At 73.6% G+C, this 19780-nt stretch carries 19 protein-coding genes; 11 read left to right on the top strand and 8 right to left on the bottom strand.

Annotated elements, in window-relative coordinates; all coding sequences use genetic code 11:
• Positions 1–36: 36 nt before the first annotated feature.
• Positions 37–846 carry a hypothetical protein gene (locus tag BSL84_RS36180; protein WP_234308538.1) on the bottom strand — a complete coding sequence of 270 codons (810 nt, stop codon included), beginning with the start codon at positions 844–846 and terminating at the stop codon, positions 37–39.
• Positions 847–999: 153 nt separating this feature from the next.
• Here BSL84_RS36180 and BSL84_RS22510 point away from each other — a divergent pair, with 153 nt between their 5' ends.
• Together BSL84_RS22510 and BSL84_RS22515 are read left to right on the top strand one after the other, a co-directional pair.
• Positions 1000–1959: a DUF4097 family beta strand repeat-containing protein gene (locus BSL84_RS22510; RefSeq protein ID WP_045323480.1), complete on the top strand. Its 960-nt coding sequence runs from the start codon at positions 1000–1002 to the stop codon at positions 1957–1959.
• Position 1960: 1 nt separating this feature from the next.
• Positions 1961–2896 (top strand): PadR family transcriptional regulator, encoded by a 936-nt coding sequence (locus tag BSL84_RS22515; RefSeq protein ID WP_075971002.1) that lies wholly within the window; start codon positions 1961–1963, stop codon positions 2894–2896.
• Between the two features lie 19 nt (positions 2897–2915).
• On the opposite strand, the gene BSL84_RS22520 is transcribed toward BSL84_RS22515, so the two are convergent.
• From BSL84_RS22520 to BSL84_RS22535, 4 genes are all read right to left on the bottom strand, one after another.
• On the bottom strand, positions 2916–3488 hold the full coding sequence (locus tag BSL84_RS22520) for a Clp protease N-terminal domain-containing protein (protein ID WP_045323478.1): 573 nt from the start codon (positions 3486–3488) through the stop codon (positions 2916–2918).
• Entirely contained in the window at positions 3488–3697 is a 210-nt protein-coding gene (locus tag BSL84_RS22525; RefSeq protein WP_030013034.1) for a helix-turn-helix domain-containing protein, read from the bottom strand. Before BSL84_RS22525 ends, BSL84_RS22520 begins: the two co-directional genes overlap by 1 nt.
• Positions 3698–3778: 81 nt before the next feature.
• Positions 3779–4741 carry a zinc-binding dehydrogenase gene (locus BSL84_RS22530; RefSeq protein ID WP_030658890.1) on the bottom strand — a complete coding sequence of 321 codons (963 nt, stop codon included), beginning with the start codon at positions 4739–4741 and terminating at the stop codon, positions 3779–3781.
• Positions 4742–4909: 168 nt separating this feature from the next.
• On the bottom strand, positions 4910–6112 hold the full coding sequence (locus tag BSL84_RS22535) for an NAD(P)-dependent malic enzyme (protein ID WP_030036774.1): 1203 nt from the start codon (positions 6110–6112) through the stop codon (positions 4910–4912).
• Between the two features lie 526 nt (positions 6113–6638).
• On the opposite strand from BSL84_RS22535, the gene BSL84_RS22545 reads away from it, so the two are divergent.
• From BSL84_RS22545 to BSL84_RS22555, 3 genes are read left to right on the top strand one after another with little or no spacing between them, the layout of a single operon-like run.
• Positions 6639–7601 (top strand): ABC transporter substrate-binding protein, encoded by a 963-nt coding sequence (locus tag BSL84_RS22545; RefSeq protein ID WP_030036772.1) that lies wholly within the window; start codon positions 6639–6641, stop codon positions 7599–7601.
• A gap of 39 nt (positions 7602–7640) precedes the next feature.
• Positions 7641–8582 carry an amino acid ABC transporter permease gene (locus BSL84_RS22550; RefSeq protein ID WP_030036771.1) on the top strand — a complete coding sequence of 314 codons (942 nt, stop codon included), beginning with the start codon at positions 7641–7643 and terminating at the stop codon, positions 8580–8582.
• Positions 8582–9343, top strand: a complete 762-nt coding sequence (locus BSL84_RS22555; RefSeq protein ID WP_030036769.1) for an amino acid ABC transporter ATP-binding protein — start codon at positions 8582–8584, stop codon at positions 9341–9343. Before BSL84_RS22550 ends, BSL84_RS22555 begins: the two co-directional genes overlap by 1 nt.
• A gap of 107 nt (positions 9344–9450) precedes the next feature.
• Here BSL84_RS22555 and BSL84_RS22560 read toward each other — a convergent pair whose 3' ends face one another.
• The gene (locus BSL84_RS22560) at positions 9451–10245 is read right to left on the bottom strand and encodes a class I SAM-dependent methyltransferase (RefSeq protein WP_075971004.1); all 795 of its coding nucleotides are present in this window, start codon (positions 10243–10245) and stop codon (positions 9451–9453) included.
• A gap of 82 nt (positions 10246–10327) precedes the next feature.
• Between BSL84_RS22560 and BSL84_RS22565 the strand changes: the two genes are divergently transcribed.
• A complete protein-coding gene (locus tag BSL84_RS22565) occupies positions 10328–10957 on the top strand; it encodes a CGNR zinc finger domain-containing protein (protein WP_030036764.1) in 630 nt (209 codons plus the stop codon).
• On the opposite strand, the gene sodX is transcribed toward BSL84_RS22565, so the two are convergent.
• Positions 10861–11283 (bottom strand): nickel-type superoxide dismutase maturation protease, encoded by a 423-nt coding sequence (sodX, locus tag BSL84_RS22570; protein ID WP_030036762.1) that lies wholly within the window; start codon positions 11281–11283, stop codon positions 10861–10863. The two genes, BSL84_RS22565 and sodX, sit on opposite strands and share 97 nt — an antisense overlap.
• 171 nt (positions 11284–11454) lie before the next feature.
• Here sodX and sodN point away from each other — a divergent pair, with 171 nt between their 5' ends.
• Positions 11455–11850: a superoxide dismutase, Ni gene (gene sodN / locus BSL84_RS22575; RefSeq protein WP_030036761.1), complete on the top strand. Its 396-nt coding sequence runs from the start codon at positions 11455–11457 to the stop codon at positions 11848–11850.
• A 103-nt stretch (positions 11851–11953) separates the two neighbouring features.
• Here sodN and BSL84_RS22580 read toward each other — a convergent pair whose 3' ends face one another.
• Complete coding sequence (locus BSL84_RS22580) at positions 11954–12139, bottom strand: DUF6104 family protein (RefSeq protein ID WP_010061466.1); 186 nt, start codon at positions 12137–12139, stop codon at positions 11954–11956.
• 134 nt (positions 12140–12273) lie between these two features.
• On the opposite strand from BSL84_RS22580, the gene BSL84_RS22585 reads away from it, so the two are divergent.
• The 4 genes from BSL84_RS22585 (at position 12274) to fxsA (ending at position 19232) form a co-directional block, all read left to right on the top strand.
• The gene (locus tag BSL84_RS22585; RefSeq protein ID WP_075971005.1) at positions 12274–14451 is read left to right on the top strand and encodes a trypsin-like peptidase domain-containing protein; all 2178 of its coding nucleotides are present in this window, start codon (positions 12274–12276) and stop codon (positions 14449–14451) included.
• Between the two features lie 40 nt (positions 14452–14491).
• Complete coding sequence (locus BSL84_RS22590; protein ID WP_045323471.1) at positions 14492–15580, top strand: AAA family ATPase; 1089 nt, start codon at positions 14492–14494, stop codon at positions 15578–15580.
• 6 nt (positions 15581–15586) lie between these two features.
• Positions 15587–18943, top strand: coding sequence for an SAV_2336 N-terminal domain-related protein (locus BSL84_RS22595; RefSeq protein ID WP_159393544.1), 3357 nt, complete (start codon positions 15587–15589; stop codon positions 18941–18943).
• A 91-nt stretch (positions 18944–19034) separates the two neighbouring features.
• Complete coding sequence (fxsA, locus tag BSL84_RS22600) at positions 19035–19232, top strand: FxSxx-COOH cyclophane-containing RiPP peptide (protein ID WP_030033103.1); 198 nt, start codon at positions 19035–19037, stop codon at positions 19230–19232.
• Positions 19233–19780: the final 548 nt, after the last annotated feature.

A 19780-nucleotide genomic window follows, 5' to 3' on the forward strand; every position in this document is an offset into this window, starting at 1 on the left:
CGGCCGATCCCGGTCGGGGGCGGGGAGTGACGGTGGTCAATCCCGGGCGCGGGCCCGGTCGTAGGCCAGTGAGAGGGCCCCCTGGGCCAGCAGGAGCGCGCCCGCCGCGGCCCATCCGGGGCTTCGCCGCCGGGCCGCCCACAGCAGCAGCGGGGCCGCCGCCGCGACCTGCGCCGCGCCGAGCCGGCGGGCCTTCGGGCCGCGGAGCCAGGGGCCCAGCGGGCCCGCCTCCACCGCGTCGAGCTCGGCCCGTACGGCGTCGGGCCAGCCCGACCACTCCACCGTCTCGACCCCCGGAGCCACCCGGGCCGCCCCCCGCAGCCGGTCGGCCGGTTCGCCCGGCGCCAGGCCGGGCGGCAGGGCCAGTCCGGCGCGCGTCAGCAGGGCGACCAGCCCGCGCAGCCGCGCCCCGCCGTCCACGCCCGGCTCGGTGTCGGGGCGGGTGAGCCGTTCCAGCTCCTCCAGGTCGAGTACGGGATCCAGCCCGAGCCGCGCCGCCAGGGTCCGCATCGCGTCGGCTTCCCCCGCCGGCCCGCCGGCCGCGTCCCATTCCTGGGCGACGGTCCGCCGCAGGCCCCCGGCCAGCGAGAAGCCGGCGCGGCCGCCCTCCCACCACAGTGCCAGCACGGGCCAGCTGGTACCGGCGGAGATCGCCGAGGCCCAGGCGGAGAAGGCCTCGGACACGCTCACCCCGCCGTCCAGCCACGGCTTGGCCTCGGGAACGAGCACGGTCCAGGTGCCCGCCGGGGCGAGCAGCAGGCGCACGCGCAGCAGGTGCGCGGGGGAGCGGGCGGCGAGGGGTTCGGTGCGGCAGAGCAGCATCCCGCCGGTCGGGGTCCTGGAAATTGACATGCTCACACGCTAAGGCAAAACGCCCCCAAATGGCGGATTTCGGCACCACTCTTGACTTCCCGAGACCGCGATATATCGTGTCTGGAGAAGACGCGATATGTTGCGTGCGTCGAGCCCGGTCCGTGAACGCACGAGAGGATCAGCACCATGGCAGAGCAGCCGTCACAGGCGCCCCAGGCATCCCAGCCGTCGCGGTCGACGTGGCACCTCGCCGAACCGCGCAAGCTCACCTTCGACGAGCCGGTGACCGAGCTCCGCGTCCGCGTCGTCAGCGGCACGGTGAACGTCGTCGCCACCGAGGAGGGCCCCGCCCGCCTGGAGGTCACCGAGGTCGACGGACCGCCGCTGTACGTCGTACAGGAGGACGGCATCCTCACCGTCTCCTACGAGGACCTGCCCTGGAACGGCACGCACGGCCTCAAGCAGTGGTTCGAGGACAAGCCCTGGAAGTCCTGGTCCGCTTCCTCGTCCGGCCGCAAGGTGTGGGAGCGCCGCGCGGTGGTCACCCTCACCGTGCCCGCCGCCACCCGCGTCCACGTGGCCACGGTCGACGCGGGCGCCTTCGTCTCCGGCATCCGCGCCGCCACCGACGTCAAGGGGGTCTCCGGCGACGCCACGCTCGTCGGGCTGTCCGGCCGGGTCAAGGCGCACACCGTCTCCGGCAGCGTCGAGGCCCAGTCCGTCACCGGCGACCTCGGCTTCCACTCCGTCTCCGGCGGCCTGACCGTCGTCGACGGCGCGGGGGCGAGCGTACGGGCCGACTCGGTCAGCGGCGACATGCTGATCGACCTCGACCCCGGCCAGGACGCCGCACGCCCCGTGGACATCGCCCTGAACTCCGTCTCCGGCGAGGTGGCGATCCGCCTCCCGCACCCCGCGGACGCCCGCGTGGAGGCCAACACCGCCACCGGCGGCGTCTCCAACGCCTTCGAGGACCTGCGGGTCTCCGGCCAGCTCGGCGCCAAGCGGATCACCGGCACCCTCGGTTCCGGCGCCGGCACCCTGCGGGCCACCACGGTCTCCGGCGCCATCGCGCTGCTGCGCCGCCCGCCGGCCGACGCCGCCGCCCCCGCCGCTCCGCTCGCGCTCGACAAGAAGGTGCTCTGACATGCCGCCCGTCTTCGCCCACGGCCGCCTCCGCCTCTACCTCCTCAAGCTGCTGGACGAGGCGCCGCGCCACGGGTACGAGGTGATCCGGCTGCTGGAGGAGCGCTTCCAGGGCCTCTACGCCCCCTCCGCGGGCACGGTCTACCCGCGCCTGGCCAAGCTGGAGGCGGAGGGTCTGGTCACCCACGCCACCGAGGGCGGGCGCAAGGTGTACTCCATCACCGAGGCGGGCCGCGCCGAGCTGGCGGACCGCAGCGGCGAACTGGCCGACCTGGAGCTGGAGATCCGCGACTCGGTCACCGAACTGGCCGCCGAGATCCGCAGCGACGTCCGCGGCGCCGCGGGGGACCTGCGGCGCGAGATGCGGGCGGCGGCCTCGGCGTCGGCGACCCGGGTGGGCGAGGACGACTCCTGGCAGGCGGCCAAGGAGGAGCTGCGCAAGGCCAGGCAGGAGTGGAAGGAGCAGGCCCGTCGGGCGAAGGACGAGAGCCGCCGGGCCCGCGAGGAGGCGCAGACGGCCCGCCGCCAGGCCAAGGAGGCCCAGGACCGGGCCCGCGAGGAGGTCCAGCGCATCGCGGCCCAGCTCCAGGAGCAGTTCGCCAAGTCCGGCGGTGTGCTGGGCAGTCTCGCCGGAGCCTGGCTCGGCGGCACGCACGGACCGGGCGCGGCAGGCAAGGCCGGCGCGGCGCCGGGCGAGGACCGGCCCTCGGACCGGGCCGGCGACCGGGCTCCGGACCGGGCCGCGGACTGGGCCGCCGACCTGGCGCCCACCGGTGACCCGGCCCGCGACCTCGACCGGCTGCTGGACCGCTTCCGCGACGAGGTGCGGGACGCCGCGCGGGACCACGGGGTGACCGCGGCCCGGGTGGCCGAGGCCCGCGACCACCTCGCGGCCGCCGCCGCCCGTCTGGGTACGACCTTCGGCTCCCGCCCGTAGCTCCGGGGCGGCGGGCCGGTCAGGCCGCCAGGGTCGCTTCCGCTGCCTCGTAGGTGATGCCGTGGTCCGTCAGGACCTCGGAGGGCGCGCCGGGGCGGGAGAGCAGGGCCAGGAGGAGGTGCAGGGTGCCGATGTGGCCGTCCTTGCGGCCCAGGGCGATGCGCAGGGACTGTTCCAGGACCTTCTTCGAGCCCTCGGTGAAGGGGAGGTGGCGGCTGCCGCCCCGGCCGCCCGGCTCCGTACGCCCCAGGGCCGAGCGGATCGAGGAGCCCAGGGTGCGGCGCCTCGGCGCGGGGGCCGCGAGGGCGCCCTCGCCGTGGGCCTCCTCGATCCGCGAGACGATCTCGGTGAGGTCGATGCCCAGTCCGGCCAGTGCCTCCTCGTCCGCCCGGGACATGCCGCCGCGGCGGCGGGCCGCCGCGAGGTCGGCGGCCACCACCTCCCGGTCCACGCCGAGGGGCTCCAGAACGCCCAGGGCCAGCAGGGACAGCAGCAGGTGTTCCTCGGTGACCGTGGCCGCCCCGGCCTGCCGGGCCTCGGCCACCGCCCCGGTAACGGTCGACCGGGCGTCCCGGGTGAAGCGTTCGAACATCAGAGCCTCCCGTACTTCTTGTGCACGGCCTGCCGGCTCACGCCCAGCTCGGCCGCGATCTCCTGCCAGGACCACCCCTGCGCGCGGGCGCTGCGTACCTGTACGGCCTCCAGCTGCTCCAGCAGCCTGCGGAGGGCGGCCACGGCACGCAGGCCCACGCGGGGGTCCCGGTCACCTGCCCGTTCGGCGAGATCGGTCGCTTCCGTCATGCATGTCAATGTAGGTTGACGCGGGAGGTGTCGTCAACCCTGATTGACATGCGGGGTCGCGGCGGGCGGGTTGGGCAGGTGTCAGGGCTTGAGGACGATCTTGCCGAAGAGGTCGCCCGACGCGAGCTTCTCGAATCCCTCCCTCGCCCGGTCCAGCGGCAGCACCTCGTCGATCACCGGTCGCAGGCCGGTCGTGGCGCAGAAGGCGAGGAGGTCCTCCAGCTCGTCCTTGGAGCCCATGGTCGAGCCGACCACCTTGAGCTCCAGGAAGAAGATCCGGGTCAGCTCGGCGTGCGCCGGCCGGTCGCCGCTCGTGGCGCCCGAGATCACCAGGGTGCCGCCGGGGCGCAGGGACTTCACCGAGTGGGACCAGGTGGCCGCACCCACGGTCTCGATCACCGCGTCCACCCGCTGCGGCAGCCGCGCGCCCGGCTCGAAGGCCTCCACCGCGCCCAGCTCCACGGCCCGCTTGCGCTTGGCCTCGTCCCGGCTGGTGGCGAAGACCCGCAGGCCCGCCGCCTTGCCGAGGGCGATCGCGGCGGTCGCGACACCCCCGCCGGCGCCCTGTACCAGGACGGAGTCCCCGGGGCGTACCCCGGCGTTGGTGAAGAGCATCCGGTAGGCGGTCAGCCAGGCCGTCGGCAGGCAGGCGGCCTCCTCGAAGGACAGCTCGGCGGGCTTGCGCAGGACGTTCCAGGCGGGGACGGTCACCTGTTCGGCGAAGGTCCCCTGGTAGCGCTCGGTCAGGATCGAGCGGGGCTCGTCCGGGCCGACCCCGTGGCCGCTCTGGCCGATCACGGAGTGCAGGACGACCTCGTTGCCGTCCTGGTCGGTCCCGGCCGCGTCACAGCCGAGGATCATCGGGAGGCTTTCCTCGCCGAGACCCACCCCGCGCAGCGACCACAGGTCGTGGTGGTTGAGGGAGGCGGCCTTGACGTTCACGGTCACCCAGCCGGGGCGGGCCTGCGGCGCGGGGCGGTCGCCCAGCACAAGGCCGTTCAGCGGCTGGTCACGGTCGATTCGGGCGGCATAGGCAGCGAACATGCCGTGACGCTACCGCTCGGTAGGGCCCGGTTCCAGACCTCCCGCGACCGTGCGGGTGAGGCCTTCGTCGCACCCCGCACCCCACACCCGCACCCGCGGCGCCCGGAAGACGAGAGGCCCGGCCGGAAGGATCCGGTCGGGCCTCTTCGCGCACCTGCTCGGTACCGGTCAGGCCAGGCGGGCCACGCCGTCCGCCTTCGCGGCGGCGGCGACCGCCGCGGCCACGGCCGTCGCGACGCGCTCGTCGAACGGCGAGGGGATCACGTAGTCGGCGGCCAGCTCGTCACCCACGACACCGGCGATGGCGTCGGCGGCGGCGATCTTCATGCCCTCGGTGATCCGGGTGGCACGCACCTTGAAGGCGCCCGCGAAGATGCCCGGGAACGCCAGCACGTTGTTGATCTGGTTCGGGAAGTCCGAACGGCCCGTGGCCACGACCGCCGCGTACTTGTGCGCGACGTCCGGGTGGACCTCCGGGTTCGGGTTGGCCATGGCGAAGACGAACGCGTCCTTCGCCATCGTCGCCACCGCCTCCTCGGCGACGGAGCCGCCGGAGACACCGATGAACACGTCCGCGCCGGCCAGGGCCTGCTCCAGCGAGCCGGTCCGGCCCGTCTTGTTGGTCAGGCCCGCGATCTCCGCCTTGACGTCCGTCAGGTCGGAGCGGTCCGCCGACACGACGCCCTTGCGGTCGGTGACGCAGACGTCGCCGATGCCCGCGTCCACCAGGATCTTGGCGATGGCGATGCCCGCCGCGCCCGAGCCCGAGATCACGGCACGCAGGTCGCCGAGGGTGCGACCGGTCAGCTTGGCGGCGTTGCGCAGCGCGGCCAGCGTCACGATGGCCGTGCCGTGCTGGTCGTCGTGGAAGATCGGGATGTCCAGCGCCTCCTGGAGGCGCCGCTCGATCTCGAAGCAGCGGGGCGCGGAGATGTCCTCCAGGTTCACCCCGCCGAAGGACGGCGCCAGACGGATGACCGTCTCGACGATCTCGTCCGTGTCCTTGGTGGCGAGCGCGATCGGGACCGCGTCCACACCACCGAACTGCTTGAAGAGGATGGCCTTGCCCTCCATCACGGGGAGGGAGGCTTCCGGGCCGATGTCACCGAGGCCGAGCACGGCCGTACCGTCGGTGACGACGGCGACCACGTTCGACTTCCAGGTGTACTCGTTCACCAGCTCCGGCTGCTCGGCGATGGCGGTGCACACCTTCGCCACGCCCGGGGTGTACGCCAGGGACAGGTCGTCCTTGTCGTTGACCGGAACCGTGGCCTGGATGGCCATCTTGCCGCCCCGGTGCAGTGCGAACACCGCGTCGGGGTTGTTGTCCGTCGCACTGTCGCTGCGAGGGTTGACGATCTCCGCTGCCACTTCGTGTGACCCCTTAATTCCTTTTGTTCGTTGAGGGTGGCCACTCCTGGTTAAGGGGTGGGCGGGCACCGCGTCCGTACTCCGCATCGACGGTTGGCCCGTCTCCGCGAAGGGGAGGTTCGTACGCGCGGGCGCGCCGCACGCGCGCCCTGAGCCCCGGATGAGGGGTGTAAGGATCTGTTCTACCCGAAGAACGCCCGCTCAGACGAGTCGATTCCGGCTCAACCGTAGGTCACTTGCCCGCCTTTTGGTGAAAAGTCCAAACCTTGCCGTCCGGTGGGCGAGACGCCCCGGAGAAACTGCGCCCAAAAGGCCTGGTCACGGCAGTATCTGCGGCCACGACCCCCCTTGCCCGCAGTCCTGTTGGCCTACCCCGGGCGCCCGTTATGCGATTTTGACCTATCGGGCAGCCTGAATGTCTCAGTCCGAATGGCAAGATGCCGTAATCACACAAGGTCGCGACACTCGATGGTGCGTGTCCGACCGTTTTTCGATGCTTTTCCACCCCTGCCGGAGGAACGAAGCCATGACCGCAAGCACCACCCGTCGTACGACCGCCGCCCGGTCCCGGATCGCCGCGGTCGGCGCGATCGCGGTCGCCGGCGCCCTGATCCTCACCGGCTGTGGCGACCAGACCGACAAGGCGACCTCGACCCCGTCGGGTGCGGCGAACAACAGCAGCGCGCCGCTCTTCTCGAAGCTCCCGAAGAAGATCCAGGACGCCGGTGTGATCAAGGTCGGCACCGACGCGACCTACGCGCCGATGGAGTTCACCGAGGGCGGCAAGATCGTCGGCGTCGACCCCGACATCGCGGCGGCCCTGAGCAAGCAGCTCGGCGTCCAGTTCAAGTTCGAGTCGGGCACCTTCGACACGCTGATCGGCAGCATGCAGACCGGCCGCAGCGACCTGGTCATGTCCTCCCTGACCGACACCAAGGCCCGTCAGGAGGGCCTGGACGACAAGGGCGCCAAGACCGGTGCCGGTGTCGACTTCGTCGACTACTTCTCCGCCTCGACCGGCATCCTGGTCAAGAAGGGCAACCCGCAGGGCATCAAGACCCTCGACGACCTGTGCGGCAAGACGGTCGCCGTGCAGCGCGGCACCACGTACGAGGAGTCCGCGAAGACCCAGGCCGAGAAGTGCAAGACGGACGGCAAGGGCGAGCTGAAGATCGAGTCCTTCCCGACCGACGCCGAGGCCCAGACCCGCGTGAAGGCCGGCGGCGCCGCCGCTGACCTGAACGACTCCCCGGTCGCCGCCTACATCGCGCAGACCGCCGGCGGCGGCAACGACTTCGAGGCCATCGCCAACCCGACCGACGCCGGCCTCTTCGGCATCGCGGTGGACAAGAAGAACACCGAGCTGCGTGACGCGCTCAAGGAAGCCCTCGACGCGATCATCAAGGACGGCACCTACAAGGCCGCCCTGGACAAGTGGAACGCCGGTTCCGGCGCCGTGACCGAGGCCAAGATCAACGCAGGTTCCTGACCTCCGCGTACCACCGCAGCACACTGAAGGGCAGTCACTGTGACTGACAAGCTCGACAAGGACCCGGGTCCGGCGGACACCCCGCCGGCCGGGTCCGTCCCCCCCGAGGCGATCCGCGCCATCCCGGTCCGCCACTACGGCCGCTGGATCAGTGCCGTGGTCGTCATCGGCCTGGTCGCCGCGCTCATCGTCGCCTTCTCCCAGGGCAACGTGCGCTGGGCGACCGTGCCGGAGAAGCTGTTCGACCCCAGCATCCTGCGCGGTGTCCTCAACACGATCTGGATCAGCGTCACCGCCATGGCCCTGGGCCTGGCGCTGGGCGTCCTCTTCGCCGTGATGAGGCTCTCGAAGAACCCGGTGACCAGCACCATCGCCTGGTTCTACATCTGGCTCTTCCGCGGCACCCCGGTGTACGTGCAGCTCCTCATCTGGTTCAACCTCGCCCTGATCTTCCCGATCCTGAACCTCGGGTTCTACAAGGACGAGATGACCCAGGTCATGACGCCGTTCCTGGCCGCCCTGCTGGGCCTCGGCCTCAACGAGGGCGCGTACATGGCGGAGATCGTCCGAGCCGGCATCCAGTCGGTCGACGAGGGCCAGACCGAGGCCTCGCACGCCCTGGGTATGACCCGGACGCAGACCATGCGCCGCGTCGTCCTGCCCCAGGCCATGCGGGTGATCGTGCCGCCGACGGGCAACGAGTTCATCAACATGCTCAAGACGTCGTCGCTCGTCGTCGCCGTGCAGTACTTCGACCTGCTGCGCGCGGCCCAGGACATCGCCTCCACCTCGTTCGCGGTGATGGAGATGTTCTTCGTCGCCTCGATCTGGTACCTCGCCCTGACCAGTGTGTTCAGCGTCGGCCAGTACTACCTGGAGCGCCGCTACGCACGTGGCGCGCTCCGCACCCTGCCGCCCACGCCGCTGCAGAAGATCAAGGCGAAGCTGTCCAGCTTCTCGAACAGCAAGGCGGTGGCCTGATGACTGCCATGGTGAAGGCCGAGGGCGTCCACAAGTCCTACGGTGCGGCGCACATCCTCAAGGGCATCGACCTGGAGGTCGCCCCGCGTGAGGTCTTCTGCCTCGTCGGCCCGTCCGGCTCCGGCAAGTCGACCTTCCTGCGGTGCATCAACCACCTGGAGCAGATCAACGCCGGCCGGCTGTACGTCGACGGGGACCTCGTCGGCTACCGCCAGAAGGGCGACAAGCTCTACGAGCTGAAGGACAGCGAGGTCGCGGCGCAGCGCCGGGACATCGGCATGGTCTTCCAGCGCTTCAACCTGTTCCCGCACATGACGGCCATAGAGAACGTCATGGAAGCGCCCGTCATGGTGAAGGGCGAGTCCAAGGCGGTGGCGCGCGAGCGCGCCATCCGCCTCCTGGACCGGGTGGGCCTCGGCGAGAAGGGCGGGAACTACCCCTCCCAGCTCTCCGGCGGCCAGCAGCAGCGCGTGGCGATCGCCCGCGCGCTCGCCATGGAGCCGAAGCTGATGCTCTTCGACGAGCCCACCTCGGCCCTCGACCCGGAGCTGGTCGGTGACGTCCTGGACGTCATGCGGGACCTCGCCGAGTCGGGCATGACCATGATCGTGGTCACCCACGAGATGGGCTTCGCCCGCGAGGTCGGCGACAACCTCGTCTTCATGGACGGCGGCGTCGTCGTCGAGTCGGGCCACCCGCGCGACGTACTGGGCAACCCCCAGCACGACCGGACGAAGGCGTTCCTTTCCAAGGTGCTGTAGTCGGCGGCGCCGGGCGCCGCACGTGGACCCGCCGAGGGGCGGTACGGACTTCCGTACCGCCCCTCGGCCGTGCCGCCCGGCGCTTTCCGTCCGGGTCTGCGGATTCCCTACTTCAGACCTAGGACCAGCGCGTCCGAGGGCGAGCACCAGACCGTACGGGCCTCGGCGAAGCCCGCCGCGCGCAGCGTCTCGGCGTGCCAGGCCGCGGAGGGGGTGTCGCCGTCCGCGTGCTCCCCGTAGATCTCGAAGCGGCGGGCGGTGGGCTCGGCGAGCGCCGGCTCGGCGGCGGCCAGGGCCCACCACTCGCGCCAGTCCACCGCCCCGGCCGCCCTGGCCCGGTCCATGCCCGCGTGCCGGTGGGCGTGTTCGGCGGCGTTGAGGCGCGGGGTGGCCGGGTCGGGCATGTGGTCGGCGTTCATGAACACCCCGCCGGGGGCCAGCAGCGGCGCGAGCTGCGTGTACAGCACGGCCAGGTGCTCGCTGCGCAGCCAGTGCAGGGCGGTGGCGGTCAGCACCGCGTCGTAGGAGCCGTGGGGGAGGGCCGCACGCCAGTCGGGGTCCTTGAGGTCGGCGGTCACGAAGGTGACCCGCTCGTCGCCGGCGAAGTGGCCCCGGGCGATGGTCAACAGCGCGGGGTCGAGATCGACGCCCGTACTGGTGGCTCCCGGGAACCGCTTGAGGACGCGGTCCGTAATACTTCCCGTACCGCATGCGAGATCCAGCACCCGGGGGGTGGGTCCCACCAGTGCCTCGACCATGTCCAGCATCACCCGGAACCGCTCCTCGCGGTCGGGCATGTACCACTCCTGCTGCCGGTCCCAGCTGTCCTGCCAGGCCTGCCAGTCGGTACCGGCCCGTCCCGCCGCGTCGGTCGTGTCCGCCGTGCCCGTCGCATCAGCCATCCCGAACCCCTCCCTACGTAATACCCTCGAAGACGTCTCAGCTGTTACGAGAGACATTAATCCGCAGCCGTAAGGACTACAAGTGGAACTGGCCCATTACTCGGACTTCGCCGTGCGCCTGGTCAACACCGAGGAGCCGGCCCGCAACAAGGACGCGCTCACCTCGGTCGACGCCGTCCGCGCCCTGTTCGGCGCCAGCCAGCAGATGGCCCGCCGCGTCACCGACGGTGACGTCACCCGCTTCCGCAACGTCCGCGGCCGGCTGCGGGCCGTCTTCGAGGCCGCCGACGGCGGCGACCACGTCCTCGCCGTCGACCTGTTGAACTCCCTGCTCATGGAGTTCCCCGTCAGCCCCCAGGTCTCCGGCCACGAGACCCTCGACGACGACGGCCGCCCCGACTGGCACATCCACCTCGCCGAACACCCCTCGAACGCCTCGGCCGGCTACGCCGCCATGGCCGCCATGGGCCTGGCCTTCGCCCTCACCGAGCACGGCCCCGACCGCCTCGGCCTGTGCCAGGCCGCGCCCTGCCGCAACGCCTACCTCGACACCTCCACCAACCGCTCCCGGCGCTACTGCTCCGACCGCTGCGCCACCCGCGCGAACGTCGCCGCCTACCGCGCCCGCAAGCGGCTGGAGGCCGAGGCGTCGGCCCGCAGCACGCGCAGCGACGAGGCCGCCCAGGACAACCGGGCCCTCAGCGAACGCTGACCCTCCTCACGGGGCCGGAACCGCAGCACCGCCGTCGCCAGCACCAGCTCCCCGGGCACCGGCCCGTAGTCGGTGCTGTCGCCGGTCTCGTTGTACGGGTTGTCACCGAGCACCCACCACGCGCCGCCGGGCCGGCGCTCCACCGCACGCTTGACCACCAGCAGGTCCTGCTGGAAGGGATGGCGCAGCACCACGACGTCACCCGGCCGGACGGCGGCCCCGTACCGGACCACCAGCCGGTCCCCGTCCAGCAGCGTGGGCACCATCGACGGTCCCGTCACCTCCACCACCTCGAACCGCCTGCGCGGGCGCGCGCTCTCCACCATGGGTGTCCTCCTCGTCACTCCCGCATGCTGCCGCACGGCCCCGTACATTCGCTCACCGGTCCGGCCGCGACCCTGGACTTTTGTCCTAAGCCCATGGGGCCGCCCGCGAAATCCGGTTCTCCAGCGAGTAATGTCCCCCCTTGAGAAGACGATCACGAGGAGGACAACTCCATGCTTTCCCGCCTCTTCGCCCCCAAGGCGAAGGTCTCCGCCCACTGCGACCTGCCGTGCGGCGTGTACGACCCTGCCCAGGCCCGCATCGAGGCCGAGTCCGTCAAGGCCGTTCAGGAGAAGTACCAGGCCAACGACGACGCCGACTTCCGCGCGCGCGCCATCACCATCAAGGAGCAGCGCGCCGAGCTCGCCAAGCACCACGTCTCGGTGCTGTGGAGCGACTACTTCAAGCCGCCGCACTTTGAGAAGTACCCGCAGCTGCACACCCTGGTCAACGACACCCTGAAGGCCCTCTCGGCCGCCAAGGCGTCGAACGACCCGGCGACCGGCCAGAAGGCCCTCGACCTCATCGCCGAGATCGACCGCATCTTCTGGGAGACCAAGGCCGCCTGAGCCTTTCCTCCACGCGCAGAGGGGCCCGTCCGCGGTTGCGGACGGGCCCCTCTGCGTACCGGACCGGCCACCACCCCCGGGCCGGTCACCAGGCCGGCTCGGCCTACTCGTCCTCGTCGTCCTCGTCGTCCAGCCGGGCCAGCCAGGTGGCCAGGCGTTCCACCGGAACCTCGAAGTCCGGGTTCAGGTCGACGAAGGTGCGCAGCTGCTCGGCGAGCCACTCGAAGGTGACCTCCTCCTCGCCGCGCCGCTTCTCCAGCTCCTCGATGCCGCGATCGGTGAAGTACAAGTCGGGCTCCGTGCCGTGATGTGGATGTGCGGGGAATGTTTCCCGCCAGGATAATCCGCGGCGCCCGCGAGACCTCCCGTCCCCGGCACCGCCGACGCTAGCCTGGACCTCTCACCAGCGGGCGGGGGGCGCGGATGACCGACGGGCGCACGAGCGGGACGGCGCGCGCCTTCGAGCTCCTCGAACCCCTCGTCCAGGCGGCGACGGTACGCGTCCACGCCCCGCCGGGCGGGTATGACAACCCCGGCAGCCATCGGACCGGTCCCACCTGGGGGAGCGGTTTCTTCATCGCCCCCGGCTGGGTCCTGACGTGCGCGCACGTGGTCGGCGAAGGGGGTGCCGCCGTGCGTCTGACCGGTCGCGAGGTCGGCATCACCTTCCACTCCGGCAGACCCCGCCCCGGCGCCCCCGGCGCACCGGGCGCCGTCACCGGAACCGTCACCGGGCGCGTGGAGTGCGTCCTGCCCGAACGCCTGGAGGAGCGGCGGCCCGGCCGGCACGCCCTGTGGGACCTGCCCGACCTGGCACTGATCAGGGTCCTGGCCCCCGTCTCGCACACCTGCGTCTGGCTGACCGACCGCTCCCGGCCCCGCTTCGACGAGGTCGCCTACTTCGGCTGCACCGAAGACCTCGGCACCCCCGAGATCACCGGCCGCACCACCCGGCTGCGCGGCACCGCCGGCAACGGCGCCGCCATCCGGCTCGCCGACGACGACGAGATCGACCCCGGCATGTCCGGCGGGCCCGTCGTGGACCTGGCCCGCGGCGAGGTCGTCGGCGTCGTCAAGGCCCGCCGGCACACCGGAGGCGGCGGCCTCGCCGTGTCCGTCGTACAGCTGCGCACCCTGCCGACGGCCGTGCGCGGCCAGGTCGGGCTCTACCGCCGGATCACGCAGGCCCACGACCTGTACCACTACGACCAGCACCTCAGCGACCTCGACAACCGCCGCACCTGGACCGACGTCCACGGCGAACTCCCGCCGCGCGAACGCGACCCGTACGGCGGCCGCGGCCGGCTCACCCCCGGCGAACGCACCACCCTGTGCGGCCTCCTGGCCGAACTGCCCCCGCCGAGCTCCTCCGAGGCCGTACGCGCCCTCGTCGAGGCGGTCCGCGGCGAGGAACCGGACCCCCAGCCGCCGGCCCCCCTGAGCTGGCGCGACGGGCTGGGCCTGCTCTACGACCCGCCCGGCGGGACCGGCGAGGCAGCGGCCATGCTCCGCTACGCCACCGACGTCAGCGTCGCCGACTACCGCGAGCCCCCGCCGCCGGGCGCCGACGAGGAACTGTGGGACTGGGTACGGGCCACCGCCGAGCGGCTGTGGCGCCCCCTGCGGCGCGAACTCGGCGAACGCCACGAGCGCGGCCTCGCGGAGCGGGAGCGCCGCCGCCGGGCCTCGGCCGGGCGGGCGGCCGGCGGCCCCCCGCGACGGGACGGCGGACTGCCGCCCGGGGCGTCGGTCCTGCTGGAGGTGTGGGCGCACGGCTGGGAGCACCTCTACGACTGGCGGGTCTCCGTGCTGGCCGGCCCGGCCCACCCCGGGCGGCTGACCCCCGTCGACTCGGGCGTACGCGCCACCGTGGCGGGCCTGCCGCAGCGGTTACGGGCCCCGCTCGCCGAGGCCTTCCGCCGCTGCGACACCCACGTCGCGGCGGCCCTGCTCGAAGTGGCCGTGGCCCCCGAGCTGTTCGGACTGGCGGTGGAGGACTGGGTGGTGGCCGGCGGAGTACCCCTGGGCGTGCAGCGGCCGGTCGTGCTGCGCCACCCCGGAGGCCGGGGCTGCGGCCACGGCCCGGGCGGCCACCCCGGCGGTCCGGACGCCCACCCGCAAAGCCCGCAGGCACACCCGGCGGACCACGAGGCCGGCCGCGCCGCCGCCCGGTGGGCCCGCGTCCAGGCGGGGCCGCTCCAGGACGAACGGGCCGACTGCGCGGGCGGCCGGCCGCGCGCCCCCTCCGCCGAATGGCTGTCGGGCCTGCCGGACACCACCGTCCCCGTGCACTGCCGGGCCGCCGACCAGGAGCCCACGCTCGGATCGCTGCACGCCGTACGGGACGCCGGCTACGGCGTCGCCGTGACCCGCAGGCCGCCGCCGGACCCCGGAGTGTCGTGCGCGCCGTTCCACCGCGGGCTGCGGGAGGAACTGGCCGACGCGGGACGGGCGGAGGTGCTGCCGCTACGGCTGCAGACGCTGCGCGGCCGGGCGTACGCGGCGGACCCCGACGCGTACTGGGCGGCTGGGGCGGGGCTCGTGTGGGAGGACCCGGCACGGCCGCTGCCGGACGTCGAGCCGCTCCACGGCGACCTGTGACGGCGCCCGGCCCGGCGGATTCGAGGGAGGGACACGCACCATGAACGACGAGTGGCTCATCTACCGCGGGGTCGGCGAGCCCCACGACGGGATCGACGCCCTGCCCGACCCGCCGCCCTGGCGGGACTTCGACGGCGGGCCCGTCGTGGACCCGGGCCGCGCGGCCGCGGCCGCCGAGGGCAACGTCGCCCGGCGGCTCGGGGCGCACCGGCAGGCCGCCGAACTGCACCGGCCGGAACCGGAGGAACTGGAAGCCATCAACGCGGCGCTGTACCTGCGGCGCCCGCTGCTCGTCACCGGCTTTCCCGGAACCGGCAAGTCCACCCTCGCGCACTCCGTCGCCCACGAGCTGAAGCTGGGACGGGTGCTGCGCTGGCCGGTGGTGTCGCGGACCGTGCTGCAGGACGGGCTCTACCGCTACGACGCCCTCGCCCGGCTCCAGGACGTGCAACTCGCCGCCGGCGGCGCGGCGGCGGCCGCGAGGAACACGGGTGCGCCGGCCGCGGGCGCGGGTCCGGATGCGGCGGGGAACGAGGCCCCCGAAGGAACGGCCGCCACCGTCCCCGGCATCGGGAAGTACATCCGCCTCGGCCCCCTCGGCACCGCCTTGCTGCCCACGGCCCGGCCCCGCGTGCTCCTGATCGACGAACTCGACAAGAGCGACATCGACCTGCCCAACGACCTCCTGAACGTCCTGGAGGAAGGCGAGTTCGCCCTGCCCGAGCTGGAGCGGGTCGCCGACACCGAACCCGAGGTCGAGGTGCTCACCGACGACGGGACCAAGGTGACCGTACGCGGCGGCCGGATCCGCTGCCGCGCCTTTCCCTTCATCATCCTGACCAGCAACGGGGAACGGGACTTCCCCGCCGCCCTGCTGCGCCGCTGCATCCAGCTGGGGCTGGGCCAGCCCGGCGAGAGGCGGCTCGCCACCATGGTCCGCGCCCACCTCGGAGAGGAGGCCGCCCGGCTCGGCGGCGACCTCATCCGCGAGTTCCTGGGCCGCTCCCAGTCCGAGCTGGTCGCCGCCGACCAGCTCCTCAACGCCGTCTACCTCACGCACTATGCCTCCCCGGCCACCCGGGAGGACCTGGCGGACCTGCTCATCCAGCGCCTCGACCGCCCGAGGTGACGGACCGTGCCCGATCCCGCCGCCCCCGACCCGGCAGCCCCCGACCCGGCAGCCCCCGACCCGGCAGCCCCTGAACCGTCAGTGGCCGAACCGGCAGTGGGCGAGCCGGCCGCCACCGCCCCCGCCGCGCCCGGTGTCCGGGAACTCGCCGCGCTCCTGCGCACCGCCGGACTCGACCCGTCCGCCGAGGAGCTCGCCGACGCCCTGTGGCTCGCCGGGCACATCCGCGGCCCCCGGCCGGCCCCGCCCGGCAACCGGCGACCGGGCACCGAGCCGCCCGGCCCCGAAGACCCGGCCGCGGAACCAGCTGAACCCGTACGGGCCGACACGGACACCGAGGACCCCGTACGGCTCTACGCCCCCGGGGCACACCACCCCGGCGAAACCGAGGGCGGAACCGCGGAAGAGGCGCCCGAGGATTACGGGATACCCGTACGCGTACCCGGCGCCGCCGCCCTGCCCCGCATCCTCGACGTCCAACGGGCCCTGCGCGCCCTCCAGCGGCACCGCCCGCCCGCCCCGCCCACCCGGCTGGTCATCGACGAGGGCGCCACCGCCGACGCCAGCGCCCGCGCCCTCGGGCTGCTCATCCCGGTGCTCCGGCCGGAGAGCCGGCGCGAGGCGACCGTACGGCTCGTGATGGACGCCTCGCCCTCCATGGCCGTGTGGCAGGACATGTTCGAGGAACTACGGTCCGTCTGCGAACGGTTGGGAGCCTTCCGGGACGTCCAGGTCCACTACCTGCACCGCCGCCCGGACGGCACGGCGGCGCTCGGCCGCGGCCCCCTGCCGGGCACGGGGCTGCGCTCCGGGGAGCAGCTGCGGGACCCGACCGGCCGCGCCCTGACCATGATGGTCTCCGACTGCGCCGGACCGCTGTGGCGCGAAGGGGCGGCGCAACGGCTGCTGTACCGCTGGGCCGAGTGCACACCGTGCATGGTGGTCCAGCCCCTGCCGCAGCGGCTGTGGGGACGCAGCTGGCTGCCGACCGAGCGCGGCACCCTCGCCCGCCTGGAAGGCGCCGGGCAGAAGCTGCGCTTCCGGCCCGACCGCCCCTCGATGCCCGGGCGGCCCACAGGCGGACTCGCCGTTCCGGTGCTGCCGCCGAGCCCGACCGCCCTCGGGGCGTGGGCCCGGCTCGTAGCCGGCCTCGGCACCGGCCCCGTGGCCGCCGAGGTGGGCCGCGTACTGGCCGACCACCCGGCGGCCCCCGTGCCGCCGCCGCCCGCCGTCCGCCCGCCCCGCGAACTCGTCGCGCGGTTCCGCTCCTCGGCCGCGCCCCGCGCCGTACAACTGGCCGTGTACCTGTCGGCGGCCCCGCTGACCCTGCCCGTGATGCGGCTGGTGCAGCGCACCATGCTGCCCGACTCCGAACCCTCCGACCTGGCCGAGGTGCTGCTCAGCGGACTGCTGAGGCGCAGCGGACCGGGACCGGGGCACTGGTACGAATTCGTTCCCGGAGTACAGGACGTGCTGCTGGGGCCGCTGGGGCGGGACGAGGCGGCGCTCGTGCTCAAACACTGCTCGGAGTACGTACGCACCCACTTCGGCTCGGGCGTACGCAACTTCCCCGCGCTCGCGGTCGCCCAGCTGACGGGCGTGGCACCCGCCGCGACGGCCCAGGGCCCCACGGCCGACGAGGAGGAACGCGACCCGGAGGGCCGGCTCCCGCAGGCCTTCGCACAGGTTTCGGCCAAAGTCGTACGGCGCTACCTGCCCGGGATGCCGCAGGACGGGCAGACAGTACGGGATACCCGGACGGCGCCGCTGATCGCACGCGCCGGGGCGGTACGCGCCGCCCGCGACCGGCTCGCCGACGCGGACGCCGACGGCGACGCGGGAGCCCGGGCCCTGCACGAGGCCGTGGCGGTCCTGCGGCGGGCCGTGACGGCCCCCGCAGGGCCCGCCGACCCACCGGAGGAGGCCGAAACCGAACTGGCCGGAGCACTGCTCCGGCTGTGGGCGGCCGAGCGGGACCCCGAACTCCTCACCGAGGCGGAGCGCGCCCTGGCCGGGCTGCGGACGCCCGCCGCATGGGCGGTGCGCGGGCGGGTGCTGTACGAGCGGGCGCTGGCCGCCGGCCCGGACCCCGAACTGCTCGCGGCGGCGGACCGCGAGTTCGCGGCGGCGGCCGCGGCCACGGCCGAACCGGAGCTGCGGCGCGACTGCGCGGTCCGGCGCGCCGAGACCCTGATCCGGCTCGGAGTCCTGCACGACGACCCGGGCGCGCTCCGGGAGGCCCGCGCCGCCCTCGAACCCCTGGCCGGGCCCCTGCCCGGAGGCGACCCCGACCCGGAGGCGGATCCGGCGGACACCGCCGCGCCGTACCCCGAACTGCACCTGGCCCTCGGCCGCGTCCTGCTGGCCCTCCTGCCCCGCACCCCCGACCCGGCCGAGCGCACAACCCTGGCCGAACAGGCCGCGGCCCGCCTCACCGCCACCCTGGACGCCACCCCACCGGGCAGCCCGCAGGTACGCGTGGAACTGGCCGACGCGCTCCGCCACCTGCCCGCCCGGCTGGATGACGCCGCCGCCCAACTGGCCGCCGCCCTGGACGACACGGGCGGCGAACCGGAGCTGCGGGTGGCCGCCCTGCTCTGCCTGGCCCGCGTGCACCGCGAACGGTACGCGCGGGACGCCGACCCGGCGGCCCTGGAGGACGCGGCCGAGGCGTACGGCCGCGCCCGGCGGCTCGTACCCCGCGACGGGGAGGCCTTCGGGGAACTCCTGCCCGAGTGGGGCGACGTACTCCTGGACCGCGCCCGCAGCGCCGGCGGACGCCGCTTCACCGGCGCGGCCGTGCGCGTCCTGCGCGAGAGCCGGGCGGCGGTCCCGCAGTCCGACCCCGGAGCCGCGCACCGGCTGATGCGGCTGGCCACCGGGCTGCGCCTGCGGCACACCTACGAGAACGACGCGGTGGACCTGCGAGAGGCGGAGTACCTGCTGGAACAGGCCGTCCGCAACAGCCGCGGCCCGCTGGAACGCGCCCGGGCCTGGCGTGACCACGGCGACGTGCAGCAGGAGATCCACGCCCACTCACGGGCCGCGGACCGCCTCGACCGGGCCGCCGAGTCCTACCGGCTGTCCTGGCGCGCCGCCCTGGAGGCCGACCGTGAGGGCCGCGACGACCACGAGGGCCGCGAGGAGCACCGCGGCCACCCCGGCCGGGAGCACACCGCCCTGCGCCTGGCCGCGCACGTACAGGAGGCCCGGGGGGAGGTGCTGGAACGGCTCGCACGGCCCCGGGCCGCCCTGGAGGAGTACCGCGCGGCACTCCAGCTCTGGAAGCGGATCGGCACCGACCCCGACGGGCGCTGCGAGGGGCTGCGCGCGCGGGTACGGGCCCTGGAGACGGGACGGTGACCGCGGCACCGCGGCTGTTTCCGCCGGCCGGGAGGAGGGCAAAGGGCAGGGGACCGTCCGGAATCCGACACGACAGGGGGAACGGCGGCACATGGTGACGAAACGTCGGGACACGGCCCCGGCCACCGCCCCGGGATGCCCCGGCCGGCTCCCGGACCTCTCCGGCCTCGATCTGGCCGCCCTGCGCGGGATCGACCACCCCGTACTGGCCCAGGTGATCGAGGGCCTCGTCGAACGCGTGACCCACCCGGCGGAGATCCTGAACGCCTTCGACTCCAGCGCGACCTGACCCCCGGGGGGCTGCCGCCGCTTCTCCTGGGGCTCTGCCCGTGTGCGGGCCGGTGTCCTGGGGCTCTGCCCCAGACCCCGCGCCTCAATCGCCGGCGGGGCTTGGGTGGTGTGGGGCGGTGCCCCGCCGGAATGTCTCCTCGGCTCGCGCGGTACCCAGGATTGCGGAGGCGGGCCGGTGGTGCGCGCTCGTCCTGCGGGGACACTCCACCGTGTCCCCACCCCACGGTGTGGCTCCGCCAGTACTCGGTAGCCGCCGAGGGGGCTTTGGGGACACCCCCTCGTCGCGGTTGGAGCGGGGACGGGGAGGGGTGTCCCCGCAGGACGAGGCGTCACCGCCGGGCACCGTGGTGATCGCTCGCGCTCGCCGAGCCGAGGAGACACCCCTGCCCGGCCCCGCGACCGCCCGCACCACACCAGCCCCGCCGGCGCTTGAGGCGCGGGGCCTGGGGCAGAGCCCCAGCACCACCGGCCCGGGGGCCACCCCGAAACCGCCACCCCCGCGGAAGCGAAAGGGCGCGGGCCCTGGGGCAGAGCCCCAGCACACGG

Origin of the sequence: Streptomyces sp. TN58 (assembly GCF_001941845.1) — a bacterium.
In the GTDB taxonomy this organism is placed as follows: domain Bacteria; phylum Actinomycetota; class Actinomycetes; order Streptomycetales; family Streptomycetaceae; genus Streptomyces.